We start from the raw sequence: 20,422 nt of genomic DNA, 5'->3' as shown, positions 1-20,422 counted from the left end.
AACCATCTGTAGGATCGTTCAACTGATCAGGAAAATGCTTAAATGATCAGTGTTACCTCAATAGGCGCCTTTTTATTATCTCATCTATACAAGAAACTGTATTTGTACAGACAAATAAGCACTTAGCCTACAGTAGGCCAAATACTCTTAATTCTTTGATTGCTTTCTATTCTTTCAGCAACGATGGCCTCACGACACAATCATGACTGTCTTCAGCCAGCATCAGTAACTCTTCTACGCTCATCTTACCGAGTAAGTCACTGCCAAGAAACGCCGCATAGCTTTCCACAGACGCCAATCGGTCAATCACGAAGCCTGGTAAGGTCTGGTTAAATTCAATGCGTTCAAACTCACCACCAGCGCACGTTTTAAAAGAGCTACCATTCCAGTAACCCTGAATCAGCCTAAGCCCTTCATCATGCTGCTTCGTTGTGGTCTCTAAAACCGACGTCGCTTCTTTCTGATAGTTTTCAAGCTGCTTGGCTTGGATAGGTAAGATTTTGCTGTCAATACGATACTGCTGATACACAGCCTCGCCTGACTTATTGAAACGCACATGAACACGATAAGGCACCAACTTATTCGATGAATTACGCTGTTCGCCTTCACGAACGAATTCACGAAGTATACCTTCCGACCAAGCATAGTCAGTTTGGTACCAGCCGTAATCGCCGACAGTGACATAGTCAGCTGAAGAATGAGGTTGTGTTAGTTTATTAGTAACCCAGTAAAAACTTGTCGCGTCGCCCATGACTTGGCCGCCGGTGTGAGTTTCAAATTGCTCTAGGTTTTTGCTGGGGCTGGTCGATGAACAGCCAATGAGGAATGTAGATAATAGTGAAACGAGAAGAAATGCTTTTTTCATAAAAACCTGTACCGAGGTGGAATACGACTACCTCGGTACAGTTTAGATTATTTCACTGAATCTTTCAGCGCTTTACCTGCAACAAATGCTGGAACATTTGCAGCAGCGATTTGGATCTCATCACCAGTTTTTGGGTTACGACCAGTGCGAGCTGCACGGTGGTTTACTTTAAAAGTACCAAAACCAATTAGCTGAACTTGATCGCCATCTTTAAGAGCATCTGTAACACCACCAAGAGTCGCTTCTAGAGCAGCTTTAGCTTGTGCTTTAGAAAGGTCCGCTTTTTCAGCAATAAAGTCGATTAATTGAGTCTTGTTCATTTTAGGTTTCCCTTCTTTGTATTTTTGAATTCAATTTACTCTAAAACATAAATGCCCCATCTGGCAAAGGTTTGTCGTCGATCTTTAGCTCTAATGCCGTAGTTTTAGCCATAATATGAGTAATAACTCACAATTTGTTACTGATTTTATTAAGCAAGCCCTTGTTTAAAAGGGGCTGAGAGCAAAATTAATGATGACCTAGCCACTACTTTTTCACTATAATCCACGCTGAATCGCTGCTAAAGCGTACAATTTAATTTAAGGGCAAACATGCTGCTGCTAACTATTTACGTCTCCATTGCTATTGGAGTTTCTTTCATTTGTTCTGTTTTGGAAGCTGTACTTTTGAGTATTAGTCCGAGCTACATTGCTCAACTAAAACAAAATGGGCACCCTGCAGCAGAGTCTTTAGACAAACTGAAAACAGATATTGACCGCCCGCTTGCGTCAATTTTAACGCTCAACACCATCGCGCATACTATCGGTGCTGCGACAGCTGGTGCACAAGCGGCTGTCGTTTTTGGTAGCCAATGGTTAGGTGTCTTCTCTGCCGTGCTAACGCTAGGTATCTTGGTATTGTCTGAGATTGTTCCAAAAACCATTGGTGCAACCTACTGGCGTCAACTTGCTCCAGCTTCGGCAAGCGTGCTTCGTTGGATGGTGTTCTTCCTAACACCGTTCGTGTGGTTCTCAGAACAGATCACCAAACGTCTTGCTCGTGGCCACCAAGCACCAAAAATGCGTGATGAGCTATCTGCAATGGCGATTTTGGCAAAAGAGAGCGGCGAGTTTGCAGAAGGCGAATCAAAAATCCTGAGCAACCTACTGGGTATTCAAGATGTACCCGTGACTCAGGTAATGACGCCGCGCCCAGTGGTATTCCGTGTTGATGCAGAAATGAGTGTGAATACGTTCCTAGAGCAACATAAAGACACGCCATTCTCACGTCCGCTGGTTTACAGCGAGCAGAGTGACAACATCATCGGTTTTGTTCACCGCTTAGAGCTGTTTAGATTGCAGCAAGCCGGTTGTGGTGAGAAAGCTCTGGGTGAGGTAATGCGCCCTATCCACGTGTTGCTGAACAACATGGGCTTGGCTAAGGCCTTTGACCAAATGATGGCAAACCGCCTGCAACTGTCTCTAGTTGTGGACGAGTACGGCACCATTCAGGGCATCATCACCCTAGAAGATATCTTTGAGCACCTAGTGGGTGAAGAGATTGTCGACGAAGCGGATAAGACGACTGACATGCAAGAACTGGCGTTCCAACGCTGGGAAAAGTGGAAAGAGACACACGGCGTTATCGAAAACCGCGATGACGAGGACGAGCTAGAGGAAGAAACTCCTGCAGACGACGAATCATCAAAAGATAAGGCATCAAAAGACAAAGTGCAGAACGAAGACAATAAAGACGCTTAATCTAAATTTGATACCGTCAGATACAACAAAGGCTCCCTAGGGAGCCTTTGTTTTTATACGTACTTTGGTGCGATAGCGAATTATAACGCCACACCAATGTTACTGACTGGGTCTTCACGCAGTTCGTGGCGTAGGTCCTTGATCAGCTCTAAGTCACGTTCAGTCGTTTCACGTAGAGGTCGGAAAATGGCCCACTGAACGTCCCACTCCTCACATACCGCTTCATTTTCTTTCTGGTTTTCGTTCGTCACTTCTTCAGCGCCTTGAGCAAACTCAAGCTCAGCAACCGTCTTCACCGATTGTTGACTCACTTTAATTACCGCTTCCAACATATGTTCACGGTCAAGCAGACCATGAATTAGCGTTGCTAGGCCTTGGCATGCGTCCATTGCTGGGTAAACACCATAAAAATCAAAATCATCACCGCTAGGGAATAGCTCTTCAACCTTCTCAAGTTGACGCTCAAAGTTCACCTTTGCTGTTTTAACCGTCAGGATTTCCCAAATGCTATCCAAAACATCACGATAGATTCGAGCTTCCGCAAATTCTGTATTCTCACAAAACATGGCATAGTTAGGGTACATACGCTCACATAGACACGCCATAAAGGTAATTTGTTGCCAAGGTTCTAACTTTTCAAGACGAACCTGCAGTGGATTCTGAAGCATAGTCACTCAATAATTGCAGAAAAAGACAGCGAAAGTGTACTTGATAAACCCTGGGGGGAAAAGGTAAGCCAATGAACAATTTTACGAATAAGCTCTATATTCTTACTGAGCATGACGATACCTATACGCAACTGATTCTAAACCAGGATTTACCCGACCTAGAAATCACTCAAAACCCCGAATCAGCACAGATTGTCTTGGCGTCACCACCTCTAATCGCAGAGCGACTCGGCGAGTTTAAAGACCTAGACTGGGTACAGAGTACCTATGCTGGAATCAATAAACTCACTCAGCCAGATTTGCGTCAGGACTATACGCTAACCAACGTCAAAGGCATCTTTGGCCCGGCTATCGCAGAATACGTGTTGGGTTACACAATCAGTCACTGTAGACACTTCCCTCATTACCACCAGCATCAACAACAACGAAACTGGCAGCCACAGCTTTATACTAACCTAACTGACAAAACTATGGTGATTTTAGGAACAGGTTCAATCGGCAGTCATTTGGCAAAAACCGCGACGGCTTTTGGTATTCATACCATAGGTGTCAACCGTACCGGCATCCCATCCAAACAAGAAACCTTTAAAGAGACGTTCCACATCAATGAGATAGGGTCAGCCCTTAAGCAGGCCGATATTGTGGTCAACACCTTGCCATCAACAACCGAAACCTATCAGTTGTTGAACCAAACCACGTTAAGTTACTGCTCTAATGCGTTGCTGTTTAATGTCGGTCGAGGGGAAAGCATCGACAATAAAGCCTTATTGCTCGCGATTAAGAATAAATGGGTTGAACACGCTTTCTTGGATGTATTTGAATGCGAACCTCTCACGCAAGAACACCCGTTTTGGACACTACCGCAAGTCACCATCACTCCACACATCGCTGCACTCAGTGAACCAAGACAAGTGGTCGAGATCTTCGCAGAGAATTACCAACAGTGGCGAGATGGCTTTACACTTAATCATGTCATCGATTTTGATAAAGGTTACTGATGTCCTCTTCGTTACTTAAAGAGATTCGACAATGCCGAGCTTGTGAGCCTCACCTATCACACGGTGCTAACCCGGTGATTCAAGCACACCCAAACGCGCGCTTGCTGATCATAGGTCAAGCGCCGGGGATTAAGGTGCATAAGTCGTCAATACCTTGGAATGACGCCAGTGGCGAACGATTAAGAGGATGGTTAGGGATAGATAGCGATACTTTTTACGACGAGCAAAAAGTCGCGATTGTGCCTATGGGGTTTTGCTATCCGGGGAAAGGGAAAAGTGGCGATCTCTCACCACGCAAAGAGTGCGCAGAGCTTTGGCACAAGAAGGTACTGCAATCTCTACCCAATATTCAAATGACACTGCTGATTGGTCAGTACGCACAAAACCACTACCTAACAAACAAAACCACCAACACACTGACCGAAACCGTACGTGATTGGCAAAGATGGGCGCCTGAGTTTTTGCCATTACCCCACCCTTCGCCACGCAATAATATCTGGCTCAAGAAGAACCCTTGGTTTGAAAATGAAGTCATTCCTTATATCAGGAAACACATCTCTGAGCATTTGGCCTACCATGATCCAAATGCCTAATTAACCGCACACGACAAGATTAAACCGCTATCAAATACCAATTTCAGGCAATAAAAAAGCGCCGTTGGTTTCCCAACAGCGCTTTCAATAATCTTACTCAGAATTACTTGTGGTAAGGCTTAGACAATTCGTGAACAGCGTCCACAAATACACCAGCGTTCTCTGGCGGCACATCTAGGTGAATACCGTGGCCTAGGTTAAATACGTGGCCAGTACCGCCGTCACCAAAACCTTCAAGGATAGTGCCGACTTCTTCACGAATACGCTCAGGTTGTGCGTAAAGTACTGATGGATCCATGTTGCCTTGTAGAGCCACTTTATCGCCAATACGTGCTTTTGCATCCGCAATATTGATTGTCCAGTCTAGGCCAACTGCATCACAGCCAGTCGCTGCGATAGATTCTAGCCACATGCCACCGTTCTTAGTGAACAGGGTAACCGGTACACGGCGACCTTCGTTTTCACGGATTAGGCCATCGACAATTTTATGCATGTACTGTAGTGAAAACAGGTTGTAGTCACGCGGCGTCAGTACACCACCCCATGTGTCGAATACCATTACCGATTGTGCACCCGCTTTAATTTGCGCGTTCAAGTATTCAATAACGGTGTCAGCGAGTTTATCTAGAAGTAAATGCAGCGTTTGTGGCTCTGCGTACATCATCTTCTTGATCTTAGTAAACGCCTTCGAGCTGCTGCCTTCAACCATGTAAGTTGCCAGTGTCCAAGGGCTACCAGAGAAACCAATCAATGGCACTTCGCCTTTCAGATCTTTACGGATCTGACGAACAGCATTCATTACGTATTGAAGCTCACCTTCTGGATCAGGTAGGCCAATCTTCTCTACGTCGGCTTTACATGTGATAGGACGTTCAAACTTAGGACCTTCACCAGTTTCAAAGTACAAGCCTAAGCCCATTGCATCAGGGATAGTTAGGATGTCTGAGAACAAGATTGCCGCATCAAGCGGGAAACGACGTAAAGGTTGAAGTGTTACTTCTGATGCCAGTTCCGCGTTTTTGCACAAAGACATGAAATCGCCCGCTTCAGCGCGCGTTGCTTTGTACTCAGGAAGATAGCGGCCAGCTTGGCGCATCATCCATACCGGTGTGTAATCAACAGGCTGTTTTAAAAGTGCGCGTAAATAGCGATCGTTTTTTAATTCGGTCATTCCGTTAAATTCCAATTCAATCTTGTCTAGTTTTGATGGCAAGTATTCTAACACTGATTGAAGAGTAAAAGCTGTGTGCTTTGCAACCTAGATCAAGTTATTAACTTTTAAATCAATGCTTAATTTGCACCCAATTACGGGAGCATGTTAAAAATTTGTTCGCTAGCGAAAATTACAATTATAATATCTGAGTAGTCACTACTCAGCATCTCATAACGACATCTTACTTACCCCCTCCACTTGTGGAGGGTTTTTTTTAGCTTTTGACCACCCATAGGCCAAATACTATCACAGGCAAATTAGTGCTCTAGCATCTGCTCCGTCACACCACCTTTCATCACGTCATCAACGGTTTTCTCAATCAACTGTCTCGCAATGGTTCCAACAGGAGCAACATCAGGTAGGCTTGTTACGTCAAACCATTGAGCATCCGATAGCTCGCTGTAGTCAGGCTTAAGCGTACCACCAGCACAATCGGCGAGAAAGCCCATCATCATACTCGATGGAAACGCCCATGGCTGGCTGCCAAAGTAACGAATATTATCGACATCGATACCCGTTTCTTCTTTGACTTCTCTTGCCACACACTGCTCTAAGGTCTCTCCAACCTCTAGGAAGCCCGCTATCACGGTATACATGCCTGTTTTATGTCTTGGGTGCTGCGCAAGCAATATCTTGTTGTCGTTTCGCACAGCGACAATGATGCACGGGAAGATACGAGGATAATGAAGCGTGCGGCAATCTCCACACTGCATCGCCACCTGGTTATGGTTGAGATGATTTCGACCACCACACTGAGGGCAAAAACGCATACTTTGAGTCATATGTCCATATTGGATAGCTTTGCTTGCAGTCAAGAAACTCGCTTCAGGCCAGTGCAGTAACTCCCTTAGGCTGACCATGCTCAGCTCATTCTCCACATCACAATCGTTGAGCCAATACACCTTGCGACCTTGATGCTGACCAATACAGATTGCATGCTCAATACTCAGCCCTAGCTCTTCAGCAGAGCCAAACGGAAACTGATCATTATTAACCCAAATATCACTACCAGAAACGACGCACCAATAAGCTTGCTCTGTCATTTTGTTATCACTTTTTTTTAACATCCCTATGCCTCATTGCTTGCAGTTCGTTCATTTTACTGGCAATCTAATTTCATACTAGAGTTGTAGCAGCGAATATTTCAAGCTATTACTTTTAGTAGCTAAAAATAAAACGGACCCTGCTTAGGCAATTACTTGATCACAAGGTTGTGATCAGATCATGAGGACATGGTCATGCTAAATAAATTCAAACAAATACAAGAACAATGGGGTGGCTCTAATGAGGTCATCGATCATTGGCTCGAAACTCGACAGTCTCTAATCGTTGAGTATTGTAAGCTTGCCGCTCTACAGCCTTCATCGTCGAAAGCAACTGCAATCACCGAACTGCCTTCTCCAGAAGAGCTCCAAAAATTCAGCCAACATCTTGTTGATTACATCTCCGAAGGTCATTTCAAAATCTATGACATGGTGATGGACAAATGGCAGTCTACTGGCTTCAAAGCAACAGACGAAATCAACCAGTCTTATGGTCATATCGTTCTTACCACAGACCCTCTGCTCAACTTCACCGATAAGTACGCCGCCATTGAAGCTAGTGATACATTAGAAAGCTTTGATAGTGAGCTGTCACTCATAGGTGAGATACTTGAGGCTAGGTTTGCGGTTGAAGATCAGCTGATACAACAAATTGCCGACAGCCTAGCGGTTCCACCAGGAGCTTAATGGCTTAACATCTTCTAAGCTTGCCTCTGTGCAAGCTTTTTGTTTTGTCTGTAGCGTTCAACTCTTTTACCAGAGCCTATTGCTTCGTCCCTACTCTGATGTTTTGCGATAACCCGACCGGTTTCATCCTCAGCGCCTCCCTATAAACACGAAAGCTGCCTTCGAGAAAGTGCTATCGACTAAGTCCACCAGCCAAGCAATCGACAAGCAAGCATACCTATCAACTTCTAATCTATAAGCCTCTCGTTAAACACCTATACGCCAGATACAAAAAAGGCACCCGAAGGTGCCTTTTCTTATCTCTTAGAGACTACTCGTAGAGCTTATTCTTCTGAAGAGAAACCAGCGTTTAGAAGTGCTGCTAGATTGTCAGTAGCCTGTTCAGCTGAAGGACCTTCTTGCTCTTCTTCACGTTGCTTTTGACGCTCTTGGTGGTATGCGAAACCAGTACCAGCTGGGATCAGACGACCAACAATTACGTTCTCTTTCAGACCGCGAAGGTCATCACGCTTACCAGAAACCGCAGCCTCTGTTAGTACGCGAGTCGTTTCTTGGAACGATGCAGCTGAGATGAATGACTCAGTTGCAAGAGATGCTTTAGTAATACCTAGTAGATCACGTTCGAAACGTACTAGTTCTTTACCTTCAGCTTCTAGCTTACGGTTAGCAATCTTAACATTGTGGTACTCAACTTGTTCGCCAGGTAGGAACGGAGAGTCACCAGAATGAGTGATTGTACACTTACGTAGCATTTGACGAACGATAGTCTCGATGTGCTTATCGTTAATCTTTACGCCTTGTAAGCGGTAAACTTCTTGAACTTCGTTCGCGATGTACTGAGTTACTGCGTGGATACCACGTAGACGCAGGATATCGTGTGGAGTTTCAGGACCGTCGGCGATTACATCACCACGTTCAATCTTCTCACCTTCGAACACGTTCAATTGACGATGCTTAGGAATCATCTCTTCGTAAGCGTCACCGCCTTCACGAGTGATTACTAGACGACGCTTACCTTTCGTTTCTTTACCGAAAGACACAGTACCTGTGTGCTCAGCAAGGATCGCAGGCTCTTTAGGCTTACGAGCTTCGAATAGGTCAGCTACGCGTGGTAGACCACCGGTGATATCTTTGTTTCCGCTCGATTTTTGAGGGATACGAGATAGTGTGTCACCAATGCCAACTTCAGCGCCATCTTCGATGTTTACAATCGCTTTGCCAGGTAGGAAGTAGTGAGCTGGCATATCAGTACCAGGGATCATTACATCGTTACCTTGCTCATCAACAAGTTTGATAGCTGGACGCATATCTTTACCTGCTGCTGGGCGAGCTGCTGCGTCTGTAACTTCACTTGAAGAAAGACCCGTTAGATCGTCAGTGTTACGAGAAACTGTAATACCATCGATCATATCTACGAATTGGATACGACCTGCCACTTCAGTGATGATTGGCATGGTATGCGCTTCCCAGTTAGCTACAACTTCACCAGCAGTAACTGCTGCGTTGTCGCCTTTGGTTAGCATCGAACCGTAAGGAAGTTTGTGCTTCTCTTTAGTACGGCCGAATTCATCAATAATCGTCATCTCAGATGCACGAGAAGTGATAACCAGTTTCTTATCTTTGTTAGTTACGAACTTAGCGTTGTGAAGCTTCACAGTACCAGTTGTCTTAGCTTGGATGCTGTTCTCTGCTGCTGCAGTAGATGCCGCACCACCGATGTGGAACGTACGCATCGTTAGCTGTGTACCCGGTTCACCGATAGATTGTGCAGCGATAACACCAACTGCTTCACCTTGGTTTACTAGGTGGCCACGTGCTAGGTCACGACCGTAACACTGTGCACAACAACCGAAATCTGCATCACAGGTAACAACAGAGCGCACTTTCATGCTATCTACTGAGTTGTCTTCCATGATTTGACACCACTTCTCATCAATCAGAGTATTACGTGGAATCAGTACATCTTCAGTACCAGGCTTAAGAACGTCTTCAGCTACTACACGACCAAGAGCAAGCTCAGAAAGTGCAACTTTAACGTCACCACCTTCGATGTGAGGCATCATGTCGATACCTTCATGCGTGCCACAGTCATGTTCGTGTACTACAACGTCTTGAGCAACGTCTACTAGACGACGAGTTAGGTAACCCGAGTTTGCTGTTTTCAGTGCTGTATCCGCAAGACCCTTACGAGCACCGTGCGTTGAGATAAAGTACTGAAGGACGTTTAGACCTTCTTTAAAGTTCGCTGTGATCGGCGTTTCGATGATTGAACCATCTGGACGCGCCATCAGACCACGCATACCTGCTAGCTGACGAATCTGAGCCGCAGAACCACGTGCGCCCGAGTCGGCCATCATGTAGATGCTGTTGAACGATTCTTGCTGTTCTTCTTCGCCGTCACGGTTAATAACTGTTTCAGAAGATAGGTTATCCATCATTGCTTTCGCAACGCGGTCATTCGTAGATGCCCAGATATCGATAACTTTGTTGTAACGCTCACCCGCAGTAACAAGACCAGATTGGAATTGCTCTTGGATTTCGCGAACTTCTTCTTCAGCAGATTCAATCTCGTCGTATTTCGCTTGAGGAACAACCATATCGTTGATACCTACAGAAACACCAGAAAGAGCCGCGTATGCGAAACCTGCGTACATGATTTGGTCAGCAAATACTACTGTATCTTTTAGACCAAGCTTACGGTAACACTCGTTAAGAAGAGTAGAGATCTGCTTCTTACCTAACTTTTGGTTAACGATGCTGTACGGAAGGCCTTTAGGAACGATCTGCCATAGCATTGCACGACCTACAGTCGTATCTACTAGGCCAGTATTCGTTGTGCTATTGCCGTCTTCGTCTACTACTGTTTCAGTGATACGTACTTTAACGCGAGCGTGTAGCTCAGCAGTCTTAGTACGGTATGCCTTTTCAGCCTCAGCAGGGCCAGCAAGGTACATACCTTCACCTTTCACGTTGATCTTGTCACGTGTCATGTAGTAAAGACCCAATACAACGTCCTGAGAAGGTACGATGATCGGATCACCTGATGCTGGCGACAGAATGTTATTCGTCGACATCATTAGGGTACGAGCTTCAAGCTGTGCTTCTAAAGTTAGAGGCACGTGTACAGCCATTTGGTCACCATCGAAGTCGGCGTTGTATGCCGCACACACTAGTGGGTGAAGCTGAATCGCTTTACCTTCGATTAGTACTGGTTCAAACGCTTGAATACCTAGACGGTGAAGTGTAGGTGCACGGTTAAGCAGTACTGGGTGTTCACGGATAACTTCGTCTAGGATATCCCAAACGATCGCTTCTTCGCGCTCTACCATTTTCTTAGCAGCTTTGATTGTCGTAGCCATGCCACGAGTCTCTAGCTTGCTGTAGATGAACGGCTTAAATAGCTCAAGTGCCATCTTCTTAGGAAGACCACACTGATGTAGACGAAGGTATGGACCTACTGTGATTACAGAACGGCCAGAGTAGTCTACACGTTTACCTAGAAGGTTCTGACGGAAACGACCTTGCTTACCCTTGATCATATCAGCAAGAGATTTCAGAGGACGCTTGTTAGAACCCGTGATCGCACGACCGCGACGACCGTTATCTAGAAGGGCATCAACAGACTCTTGCAACATACGCTTTTCGTTACGTACGATGATGTCTGGAGCCGCTAGCTCTAGAAGACGCTTCAAACGGTTGTTACGGTTAATCACACGACGGTAAAGGTCGTTCAGATCTGAAGTTGCAAAACGACCGCCATCTAGAGGTACTAGAGGACGAAGATCTGGCGGTAGCACTGGAAGTACAGTTAGGATCATCCACTCAGGCTTGTTGCCTGAAGAGATGAACGCTTCAACTAGCTTCAAACGCTTAGTAACTTTCTTACGCTTAGTTTCAGAGTTAGTAGTTTCCAACTCTTCGCGCATTTCTTCCACTTCTTGATGAAGGTCCATTGTTGAAAGCAGATCTTTGATCGCTTCAGCACCCATCTTAGCCGTGAATTCGTCACCCCACTCTTCTAGACGATCCAGATACTCTTCTTCAGTAAGCATCTGAGATTTTTCTAGATCAGTCATACCCGGTTCAGTTACTACGTACATTTCGAAGTAAAGAACACGTTCGATATCACGTAGAGGGATATCCATTAGTAGACCGATACGAGACGGTAGTGATTTTAGGAACCAGATGTGAGCAACTGGTGAAGCTAGTTCGATGTGGCCCATACGGTCACGACGAACTTTAGTTTGTGTAACTTCAACGCCACACTTCTCACAGATAACACCACGGTGCTTCAGGCGCTTGTATTTGCCACAAAGACATTCGTAGTCTTTAACTGGACCAAAAATACGTGCACAGAACAGACCATCACGTTCAGGTTTGAACGTACGATAGTTAATTGTTTCTGGCTTTTTAACTTCACCAAAAGACCACGAACGGATCGTGTCTGGTGAAGATAGACCGATTTTGATTGCATCAAATTCTTCGGTCTTATGCTGTGCTTTTAGAAAGTTTAATAAGTCTTTCACGTTCAGCTCCTGTAAGGAGTTAAAGGAGCTCACCGACTAAAGTGAGCCCCCTTTACCAAGTAATCCAATCTTCTTTATAAAAAAGAGGATTACTCTTCGTCTTCTAGCTCGATGTTGATACCTAGCGAGCGAATCTCTTTCAACAGTACGTTGAACGATTCTGGCATGCCAGGTTCCATGCTATGGTTGCCATCTACGATGTTCTTATACATCTTAGTACGGCCGTTAACGTCATCCGACTTAACTGTTAGCATTTCTTGTAGAGTATATGCAGCACCGTATGCTTCTAGTGCCCATACTTCCATCTCACCGAAACGCTGACCACCGAACTGAGCTTTACCACCAAGTGGTTGCTGAGTTACTAGGCTGTAAGAACCAGTTGAACGAGCATGCATCTTGTCATCAACCAAGTGGTTCAGTTTTAGCATGTACATGTAACCAACAGTTACAGGACGCTCAAACGAATCACCAGTACGACCATCAAACAGTTTAAGCTGACCAGATTCTGGCAGATCACCCAGTTTAAGTAGTTCTTTGATTAGAGACTCAGAAGCACCGTCGAACACAGGGGTAGCAATCGGTAGACCGCCACGTAGGTTCTTGATCAGTGTACGAACTTGATCATCAGACAGTTCAGCAATATCAACTTTCTGACGAGTATCACCAAGATCATAAACCTTCTGTAGGAACTCACGGAACTTATGCAGTTCTTGTTGTTCCTTAACCATTTGGTTGATCTTGTCACCGATACCTTTCGCAGCCAAACCTAAGTGAACTTCTAGGATCTGACCGATGTTCATACGCGATGGTACACCCAGCGGGTTAAGTACGATGTCTACAGGCTGACCTTTCTCATCGTATGGCATGTCTTCAACAGGGTTAATCTTAGAGATTACACCTTTGTTACCGTGACGACCGGCCATCTTATCACCAGGCTGGATACGACGTTTAACCGCTAGGTAAACTTTAACAATCTTAAGAACGCCAGGCGCTAGATCATCACCTTGAGTGATTTTACGACGCTTAGTTTCAAACTTCTTATCGAAGTCTGCTTTTAGCTCATCCCACTGCTCAGCAAGTTGCTCAAGCTGTGTTTGTAGCGCATCGTCTTCTAGAACTTGCTCTAGCCATTGCTTACGACCGATAGTATCAAGCTTAGCTTCAGAGTAACCACCAGACAGAAGTACAGCTTTAACACGGTTAAGAAGACCACCCTCAAGAATTTGGAACTCTTCAGTTAGATCTTTCTTAGCTTCTTTAAGCTGCATCTGTTCGATTTCAAGTGCACGTTTGTCTTTCTCTACGCCATCGCGAGTGAAGACTTGTACATCGATGATAGTACCCGAAACAGAGTTTGGTACACGTAGAGAAGTATCTTTAACATCAGATGCTTTCTCACCGAAGATAGCACGTAGTAGCTTCTCTTCAGGAGTCAGTTGAGTTTCACCTTTAGGGGTTACTTTACCAACTAGGATGTCGCCACCCTTAACTTCAGCACCAATGTAAACGATACCTGACTCGTCTAGTTTAGACAGAGCAGACTCACCTACGTTTGGAATATCAGCTGTGATCTCTTCAGAACCCAGCTTAGTATCACGAGCCACACAAGATAGTTCTTGGATGTGGATTGTCGTGAAACGGTCTTCTTGAACTACGCGCTCAGATACTAAGATCGAGTCTTCGAAGTTGTAACCATTCCAAGGCATGAACGCGATACGCATGTTTTGGCCAAGAGCAAGTTCACCAAGGTCTGTTGAAGGACCATCAGCAAGAACATCGCCGCGTGCAACTGGTTCACCAGGAAGTACAGTTGGACGTTGGTTAATACATGTGTTTTGGTTCGAACGCGTGTACTTAGTTAGGTTGTAGATATCGATACCAGCTTCGCCAGGTACCAATTCATCTTCGTTAACCTTAACTACGATACGAGAAGCGTCTACAGACTGAACTTGACCACCACGTTTAGCAACCGCTGTAACACCAGAGTCAACTGCGATGTTACGTTCAATACCAGTACCTACTAGAGGCTTATCAGCCTTAAGTGTTGGTACAGCTTGACGTTGCATGTTCGCACCCATCAATGCACGGTTCGCATCATCGTGTTCTAGGAACGGGATAAGCGAAGCAGCGATAGATACTACTTGGTTTGTCGCAACGTCCATGTAGTCAACGTGATCGCGTGGGTGAAGACCAGATTCACCTTTTTGACGAGCTGTGATTAGCTCATCTGCAAACGTACCTTCTTCAGTAAGAATGGTGTTTGCTTGCGCGATTACGAATTGACCTTCCTGGATTGCAGACAGGTAATCAACTTCTTCTGTTACTACACCATCGACTACACGACGGTACGGAGTTTCTAGGAAACCGTAATCGTTACAACGTGCAAACGCAGATAGCGAGTTAATCAGACCGATGTTTGGACCTTCAGGCGTTTCGATCGGACATAGACGACCGTAGTGAGTTACGTGAACGTCACGTACTTCGAAGCCTGCGCGCTCACGAGTAAGACCACCAGGACCTAAAGCAGAGATACGACGTTTGTGCGTAACTTCTGACAATGGGTTGTTTTGGTCCATAAACTGTGAAAGCTGTGAAGAGCCAAAGAATTCTTTAACTGCAGCAGAGATCGGCTTAGCGTTGATAAGATCTTGAGGCATGATTGCATCAAGGTCACCAAGGCTTAGACGCTCTTTAACGGCACGTTCTACACGAACTAGACCAACACGGAATTGGTTTTCTGCCATTTCACCTACAGAACGGATACGACGGTTGCCAAGGTGGTCGATATCGTCCACTTCACCAATACCGTTACGGATACCAATCAGTTTCTTCATCACTTCGATGATGTCTGATTCATCCAGAGTACCGCGCTCTTCTTCTTCTTCACGCTCGATAGAGCTGTTGAACTTCATACGGCCTACAGTTGATAGGTCGTAACGTTCTTCAGAGAAGAATAGGCTTTCGAATAGAGACTCTGCAGCTTCTTTCGTTGGTGGCTCGCCAGGACGCATCATGCGGTAGATTTCTACCAATGCAGAGATGCGATCTACTGTGCTATCTGCACGTAGAGTGTCTGACATGAATGGACCGTGATCTAGGTCATTCGTAAACAGAGTTTGTAGAGCCTTGTGACCTGCTTGAGACAGGTTAGCAAGTGCTTCTAGGCTAATCTCTTGGTTCGCGCCAACGATGATCTCGCCAGTTGCTTCATTGATGTAATCTTTAGATGCAACTTTACCAACGATGTACTCTACTGGTACTTCGATGTGCTCAACGCCATCTTTTTCAAGTTGACGGATATGACGAGCAGTAACACGACGACCAGTCTCAACGTAAGTTTTGCCGTTTGCTTCGATGTCGAATGACGCAGTTTCACCACGTAGACGATCAGGAACCAACTCCATAAGAAGAGTTTGGTCTTTAACTTCGAAGTTCACTTTGTCGAAGAACAGATCTAGGATCTCTTCAGTCGATTTACCAAGTGCACGAAGAATAATCGATGCTGGTAACTTACGACGACGGTCGATACGTACGAATAAGTTATCCTTAGGATCGAACTCAAAGTCTAACCATGAGCCACGGTAAGGGATTACACGTGCGTTATAAAGAACTTTACCTGATGAGTGGGTCTTACCCTTATCACTGTCGAAGAACACGCCTGGGCTTCGGTGCAGCTGGGATACGATAACCCTCTCGGTACCATTAATTACGAAAGTACCATTGTCTGTCATAAGCGGAATTTCGCCCATGTAGACTTCTTGTTCTTTAATGTCTTTTACAGTACCTGCTGGTGCATCTCGATCAAAGATAACTAGACGTAGTTTTACGCGTAGTGGCTTTGAGTAAGTAACACCGCGGATTTGACATTCTTTAACGTCAAAAACTGGCTCACCAAGACGGTAGCTAACGTATTGCAGCTCAGAATTGCCGTTGTAGCTCTGAATTGGAAATACAGAACGGAAAGCAGCTTCAAGACCGTATTGACCTTCTGGATCCTGTTCGATGAATTTGTCGAAAGAATCAAGCTGGATCGATAACAGGTATGGAATGTCCAAAACTTGTGGACGAGTACCAAAATCCTTACGGATGCGCTTTTTCTCGGTATAAGAGTAAACCATGGGGTTCCTCAGCTCGCTGATAAGTGACCCAAACCACCCAAAACACTCTTCAAGAGGGGGCGGTGACAAACAGCTGTTTACTGTAGTGAACAATCATTTCGAAAAAATGACTGTTTTTTTGCTCAGATTATGACGGTTAAACAGCGGAAATTTCGTCATAGCCCTACAGCGCAAAAAGGCCGGTGGTTAATAAACCACCAGCCATTAGCCTTGCGGCTAGGAAATTAAGTGATAATTACTTAACTTCAACAGAAGCGCCAGCTTCTTCTAGCTGTGCTTTAAGAGCTTCAGCTTCAGCTTTGTCAACGCCTTCTTTAAGCGCTGCAGGAGCTGAGTCTACAAGACCTTTAGCTTCTTTAAGACCTAGGCCAGTTGCGCCACGTACAGCTTTGATAACTTGTACTTTGTTAGCGCCAGCAGCAGTTAGGATTACGTCGAATTCAGTTTGCTCAGCAGCAGCTTCAGCAGAAGCACCACCAGCTACAACTGCAGCAGCAGCAGTAACACCGAATTTTTCTTCCATAGCTTCGATAAGCTCAACAACTTGCATTACAGACATTTCTGCAACTGCGTCTAGGATTTGCTCGTTAGTAATAGACATAACAATTCTCTTTTAAGTCAACAATAAGTTTAAATAGCAACCAGTGAAAAGCAAGGCTTAAGCCGCAGCTTCTTCTTTTTGGTCGCGAACAGCAGCGATAGTACGAACCAGCTTGCCAGCAGAAGCTTCTTTCATGCACATCATTAGGCGTGCGATAGCTTCGTCGTAAGTTGGTAGTGTCGCTAGTACTTCAGCATCAGTAACTGCGCCTTCAAATGCAGCAGCTTTGATCTCGAAATCTTTATTCTCTTTAGCGAAGTCTTTGAAAAGACGCGCTGCAGCACCTGGGTGCTCATTAGAGAATGCGATCAGAGTTGGACCAGTGAAAGTGTCAGTTAGACACTCGTAGTCTGTACCCTGAATCGCACGGCGTGCTAGTGTGTTACGAACAACTCTCATGTAAACACCCGCTTCGCGAGCTTGTTTACGTAGAGAAGTCATTGCGCCAACAGTAACGCCACGAGAATCAGCTACAACTGCAGAAAGTGCACCACTGGCAGCTTCGTTGACTTCAGCAACAATTGCTTTTTTGTCTTGAAGATTTAAAGCCATTTGGATTAACCTCTGGTTGTGATTACAGCACTCATACAAAATGTAATGAGCGTTTACGATGTTATTTAAAAATGAATAAATTCACTTCAAACCACAACATCGCCTACGTAGGTTTTATTAAGCCATATCTCCGAAGAGTACAGCGCCTACGGTCTTGGGACGGATGACCTGAATTGCTTCAAAAATCACCCAACCACAAATATTAGGCGCAGAAGTATACACTAAATCTGCGCCAAAGCAAATTAGTTTGCTTGAGTGTCAAGACTAGCTTGATCAACAGTAACACCAGCACCCATCGTAGTAGAGATGCTTACTTTCTTCAGGAAAGTACCTTTCGCTGAAGAAGGCTTAGCTTTCTTAAGAGCCACTAGAAGTGCTTCTAGGTTCTCTTGAAGCTGGTTAGCTTCGAAAGACGCTTTGCCGATAGTAGTGTGGATGATACCGTTCTTGTCGTTACGGTAACGAACCTGGCCAGCTTTAGCGTTCTTAACCGCTTCAGCAACGTTAGGAGTTACAGTACCAACTTTAGGGTTTGGCATAAGGCCGCGTGGACCTAGGATTGTACCTAGTTGACCAACAACACGCATTGCATCAGGAGAAGCAACAACAACGTCGAAGTTCATTTCGCCTTTTTTCACTTGCTCAGCAAGATCTTCCATACCAACGATATCTGCGCCAGCTGCTTTAGCTGCTTCTGCGTTTGCACCTTGAGTGAACACAGCAACGCGGATGTCACGGCCAGTACCGTGAGGTAGCACAGTTGCGCCACGTACGTTTTGGTCAGATTTACGAGCATCGATGCCTAGGTTAACAGCAACATCTACAGACTCAACGAATTTAGCAGTAGCTAGTTCTTTAAGAAGAGCAACAGCTTCGTTGATTTCGTATTCTTTAGTTACTTCAACTTTGTCGCGGATTACGCGCATACGCTTAGTAAGTTTTGCCATGATCTTATCCCTCTACCACTAGGCCCATTGAACGAGCAGTACCAGCAATAGAACGCTTCATTGCTTCGATGTCAGCACCAGTCATATCAGCAGCTTTAGTTTCTGCGATTTCCTGAACTTGAGCGTCAGTTACAGTACCAACTTTCTCAGTGTTTGGACGACCTGAACCAGACTTAACGCCAGCAGCTTTCTTAAGAAGAACAGCAGCAGGTGGAGTCTTAGTTACGAACGTGAAAGAACGGTCGTTGTAAACAGTAATTACTACTGGAGTAGGTAGACCTTTCTCAACAGATTCTGTTTTTGCGTTGAACGCTTTACAGAATTCCATGATGTTCACGCCGTGTTGACCTAGAGCAGGACCAACCGGTGGACTTGGGTTTGCCATACCAGCTGCAACTTGCAGTTTGATATAAGCTTCAACTTTCTTAGCCATGATATTTCCTAATTTTTGGGTACATGCGCTAGCCGTAAGGCAAGCTCCCCTTAATTTCAATTAACTCTTTCTTACTTCGATAGAAGTAAAAAGGCGCGAAATTATAATCATAATTCGCGCCTTTAACAACCCTAAAAAGGTGATTTTTTATACTCTTTACATTTTGAACAGCTTGTTAAATAGTTATCAACAGCTTACTCAAACTAACCGAGTCTTAGTCTAGTTTTTCAACCTGACCGAATTCAAGCTCAACAGGTGTTGCACGACCAAAGATCGATACAGATACCTTAATGCGGCTCTTCTCGTAATCCACTTCTTCAACAGTACCGTTAAAGTCAGCAAATGGACCATCGTTCACACGAACCACTTCACCCGCTTCGAACATTGTCTTAGGACGTGGAGACTCGCTCGCTTTCTCTAGACGGTTCAAGATAGCATCTGCTTCTTTGTCAGTGATTGGTGCAGGACGATCAGAGGTACCACCAATGAAGCCCATAACACGAGGAATGCTGCGTACTAAGTGCCATGATTCATCATTCATGATCATTTGCACTAATACGTAGCCAGGGAAGAACTTACGTTCGCTTTTACGGCGTTGACCTGCACGCATTTCCACTACTTCTTCAGTAGGTACTAAAACGTCACCAAAGAATTCTTCCATGTCGTGCATTTTAATATGTTCGCGTAACGATTGAGATACACGACCTTCATAGCCAGAAAAGGCTTGAACTACATACCAACGTTTTTTTGGAGCTTCACTCATGAATCAGAACCCTCTACACCCCAGTCGCTAGAGAAACTAAACGGACCATAATGCCGTCAATTCCCCAAAGCACTAGAGACATAACAATACATACAGCTAAAACGATCAATGTAGTTTGCATAGTTTCTTGGCGTGTAGGCCAAACAACTTTACGAATCTCCATACGAGATTCTTTTGCAAAATCGATCGCAGCTTTACCTTTAGTTGTTGTTGCTGCAACGCCTAGTGCGGCAGCAATCAGCACAACTACACCTGCAGCGCGAATTACAACAGACAATTCACCATACAGGTAATTACCCACAACAGCAGCTGCCAACAGTACAAAAGCGACTACCCACTTCATTGTATCTGCTGCACCTGAGCTATCAGGAGTTTCAGCGTTTGCTTTCATAAAACCAACCTGTGATAAGTCTTAAATATAGACGACAATAACCCCGCTGTTGCAGGGCACATTCCTTTGCGTTGCAAAACAACACATCTAACAGTCATTTTAGTCAAAAAGACCGTTTAATTCTTTGCTAAGAGCTAAAATTGATGCCAAAACACCCAACTCTTTTTTCAGCGCAGAAAAAGGGCATCAAATGATGCCCTTTTTACTAGTGGTTCGTCAAATCTTATGCAAAGATTTTAGCTACAACACCAGCACCAACTGTACGGCCACCTTCGCGGATTGCGA

At 45.0% G+C, this 20,422-nt stretch carries 17 protein-coding genes; 4 read left to right on the top strand and 13 right to left on the bottom strand.

Features of this window, described 5'->3' with window-relative positions; genetic code table 11:
- Positions 1–166: 166 nt before the first annotated feature.
- Positions 167–865, bottom strand: a complete 699-nt coding sequence (locus OQJ75_RS21705; RefSeq protein WP_102456370.1) for a DUF1481 domain-containing protein — start codon at positions 863–865, stop codon at positions 167–169.
- Positions 866–912: 47 nt separating this feature from the next.
- Positions 913–1,185 carry a nucleoid-associated protein HU-alpha gene (gene hupA / locus OQJ75_RS21700; RefSeq protein ID WP_004729753.1) on the bottom strand — a complete coding sequence of 91 codons (273 nt, stop codon included), beginning with the start codon at positions 1,183–1,185 and terminating at the stop codon, positions 913–915.
- 270 nt (positions 1,186–1,455) lie between these two features.
- Here hupA and OQJ75_RS21695 point away from each other — a divergent pair, with 270 nt between their 5' ends.
- Positions 1,456–2,604 (top strand): CNNM domain-containing protein, encoded by a 1,149-nt coding sequence (locus tag OQJ75_RS21695; protein ID WP_265974815.1) that lies wholly within the window; start codon positions 1,456–1,458, stop codon positions 2,602–2,604.
- An 80-nt stretch (positions 2,605–2,684) separates the two neighbouring features.
- On the opposite strand, the gene OQJ75_RS21690 is transcribed toward OQJ75_RS21695, so the two are convergent.
- Positions 2,685–3,272, bottom strand: coding sequence for a YjaG family protein (locus OQJ75_RS21690; RefSeq protein WP_017062699.1), 588 nt, complete (start codon positions 3,270–3,272; stop codon positions 2,685–2,687).
- A gap of 71 nt (positions 3,273–3,343) precedes the next feature.
- Here OQJ75_RS21690 and OQJ75_RS21685 point away from each other — a divergent pair, with 71 nt between their 5' ends.
- The gene (locus tag OQJ75_RS21685) at positions 3,344–4,270 is read left to right on the top strand and encodes a D-2-hydroxyacid dehydrogenase (protein WP_265974814.1); all 927 of its coding nucleotides are present in this window, start codon (positions 3,344–3,346) and stop codon (positions 4,268–4,270) included.
- The gene (locus tag OQJ75_RS21680) at positions 4,270–4,863 is read left to right on the top strand and encodes a uracil-DNA glycosylase family protein (protein ID WP_265974813.1); all 594 of its coding nucleotides are present in this window, start codon (positions 4,270–4,272) and stop codon (positions 4,861–4,863) included. Before OQJ75_RS21685 ends, OQJ75_RS21680 begins: the two co-directional genes overlap by 1 nt.
- 103 nt (positions 4,864–4,966) lie before the next feature.
- On the opposite strand, the gene hemE is transcribed toward OQJ75_RS21680, so the two are convergent.
- Positions 4,967–6,034: a uroporphyrinogen decarboxylase gene (hemE, locus tag OQJ75_RS21675; protein ID WP_265974812.1), complete on the bottom strand. Its 1,068-nt coding sequence runs from the start codon at positions 6,032–6,034 to the stop codon at positions 4,967–4,969.
- 299 nt (positions 6,035–6,333) lie between these two features.
- Positions 6,334–7,143 (bottom strand): NAD(+) diphosphatase, encoded by an 810-nt coding sequence (gene nudC / locus OQJ75_RS21670; RefSeq protein ID WP_265974811.1) that lies wholly within the window; start codon positions 7,141–7,143, stop codon positions 6,334–6,336.
- Between the two features lie 165 nt (positions 7,144–7,308).
- Between nudC and OQJ75_RS21665 the strand changes: the two genes are divergently transcribed.
- Positions 7,309–7,806, top strand: coding sequence for an Rsd/AlgQ family anti-sigma factor (locus tag OQJ75_RS21665; RefSeq protein WP_054548255.1), 498 nt, complete (start codon positions 7,309–7,311; stop codon positions 7,804–7,806).
- 323 nt (positions 7,807–8,129) lie between these two features.
- Here the strand turns inward: OQJ75_RS21665 and rpoC are convergent, their stop codons facing one another.
- From rpoC to secE, 8 genes are all read right to left on the bottom strand, one after another.
- The gene (gene rpoC, locus OQJ75_RS21660) at positions 8,130–12,332 is read right to left on the bottom strand and encodes a DNA-directed RNA polymerase subunit beta' (RefSeq protein ID WP_004729767.1); all 4,203 of its coding nucleotides are present in this window, start codon (positions 12,330–12,332) and stop codon (positions 8,130–8,132) included.
- An 89-nt stretch (positions 12,333–12,421) separates the two neighbouring features.
- Entirely contained in the window at positions 12,422–16,450 is a 4,029-nt protein-coding gene (gene rpoB, locus OQJ75_RS21655; protein WP_017060526.1) for a DNA-directed RNA polymerase subunit beta, read from the bottom strand.
- A gap of 235 nt (positions 16,451–16,685) precedes the next feature.
- A complete protein-coding gene (rplL, locus tag OQJ75_RS21650; protein ID WP_009844674.1) occupies positions 16,686–17,051 on the bottom strand; it encodes a 50S ribosomal protein L7/L12 in 366 nt (121 codons plus the stop codon).
- A 57-nt stretch (positions 17,052–17,108) separates the two neighbouring features.
- The gene (gene rplJ, locus OQJ75_RS21645) at positions 17,109–17,603 is read right to left on the bottom strand and encodes a 50S ribosomal protein L10 (protein ID WP_009844673.1); all 495 of its coding nucleotides are present in this window, start codon (positions 17,601–17,603) and stop codon (positions 17,109–17,111) included.
- 242 nt (positions 17,604–17,845) lie between these two features.
- The gene (gene rplA / locus OQJ75_RS21640; protein WP_012605004.1) at positions 17,846–18,550 is read right to left on the bottom strand and encodes a 50S ribosomal protein L1; all 705 of its coding nucleotides are present in this window, start codon (positions 18,548–18,550) and stop codon (positions 17,846–17,848) included.
- Positions 18,551–18,554: 4 nt separating this feature from the next.
- Positions 18,555–18,983 (bottom strand): 50S ribosomal protein L11, encoded by a 429-nt coding sequence (gene rplK / locus OQJ75_RS21635; RefSeq protein WP_010435555.1) that lies wholly within the window; start codon positions 18,981–18,983, stop codon positions 18,555–18,557.
- Positions 18,984–19,197: 214 nt separating this feature from the next.
- On the bottom strand, positions 19,198–19,746 hold the full coding sequence (nusG, locus tag OQJ75_RS21630) for a transcription termination/antitermination protein NusG (protein WP_012605006.1): 549 nt from the start codon (positions 19,744–19,746) through the stop codon (positions 19,198–19,200).
- A gap of 13 nt (positions 19,747–19,759) precedes the next feature.
- Positions 19,760–20,137, bottom strand: coding sequence for a preprotein translocase subunit SecE (secE, locus tag OQJ75_RS21625; protein ID WP_017096511.1), 378 nt, complete (start codon positions 20,135–20,137; stop codon positions 19,760–19,762).
- Between the last annotated feature and the right edge of the window lie 285 nt (positions 20,138–20,422).

It is taken from the genome of Vibrio sp. 14G-20 (genome assembly GCF_026241515.1).
Lineage (GTDB): Bacteria > Pseudomonadota > Gammaproteobacteria > Enterobacterales > Vibrionaceae > Vibrio.
Note: the sequence above shows the minus strand (reverse complement) of the source record. Positions and strands in the feature narration are given on the sequence as shown.

What these genes read in the sequence shown, in the direction of transcription:
- hupA (WP_004729753.1), bottom strand. Translation starts at nt 1,185, where the DNA reads ATGAACAAGACTCAATTAATCGACTTTATTGCTGAAAAAGCGGACCTT.
- rplJ (WP_009844673.1), bottom strand. Translation starts at nt 17,603, where the DNA reads ATGGCTTTAAATCTTCAAGACAAAAAAGCAATTGTTGCTGAAGTCAAC.
- OQJ75_RS21680 (WP_265974813.1), top strand. Translation starts at nt 4,270, where the DNA reads ATGTCCTCTTCGTTACTTAAAGAGATTCGACAATGCCGAGCTTGTGAG.
- nusG (WP_012605006.1), bottom strand. Translation starts at nt 19,746, where the DNA reads ATGAGTGAAGCTCCAAAAAAACGTTGGTATGTAGTTCAAGCCTTTTCT.
- OQJ75_RS21690 (WP_017062699.1), bottom strand. Translation starts at nt 3,272, where the DNA reads ATGCTTCAGAATCCACTGCAGGTTCGTCTTGAAAAGTTAGAACCTTGG.
- OQJ75_RS21685 (WP_265974814.1), top strand. Translation starts at nt 3,344, where the DNA reads ATGAACAATTTTACGAATAAGCTCTATATTCTTACTGAGCATGACGAT.
- rpoB (WP_017060526.1), bottom strand. Translation starts at nt 16,450, where the DNA reads ATGGTTTACTCTTATACCGAGAAAAAGCGCATCCGTAAGGATTTTGGT.
- OQJ75_RS21665 (WP_054548255.1), top strand. Translation starts at nt 7,309, where the DNA reads ATGGTCATGCTAAATAAATTCAAACAAATACAAGAACAATGGGGTGGC.
- secE (WP_017096511.1), bottom strand. Translation starts at nt 20,137, where the DNA reads ATGAAAGCAAACGCTGAAACTCCTGATAGCTCAGGTGCAGCAGATACA.
- hemE (WP_265974812.1), bottom strand. Translation starts at nt 6,034, where the DNA reads ATGACCGAATTAAAAAACGATCGCTATTTACGCGCACTTTTAAAACAG.
- OQJ75_RS21705 (WP_102456370.1), bottom strand. Translation starts at nt 865, where the DNA reads ATGAAAAAAGCATTTCTTCTCGTTTCACTATTATCTACATTCCTCATT.
- OQJ75_RS21695 (WP_265974815.1), top strand. Translation starts at nt 1,456, where the DNA reads ATGCTGCTGCTAACTATTTACGTCTCCATTGCTATTGGAGTTTCTTTC.
- rplA (WP_012605004.1), bottom strand. Translation starts at nt 18,550, where the DNA reads ATGGCAAAACTTACTAAGCGTATGCGCGTAATCCGCGACAAAGTTGAA.
- nudC (WP_265974811.1), bottom strand. Translation starts at nt 7,143, where the DNA reads ATGTTAAAAAAAAGTGATAACAAAATGACAGAGCAAGCTTATTGGTGC.
- rplK (WP_010435555.1), bottom strand. Translation starts at nt 18,983, where the DNA reads ATGGCTAAGAAAGTTGAAGCTTATATCAAACTGCAAGTTGCAGCTGGT.
- rplL (WP_009844674.1), bottom strand. Translation starts at nt 17,051, where the DNA reads ATGTCTATTACTAACGAGCAAATCCTAGACGCAGTTGCAGAAATGTCT.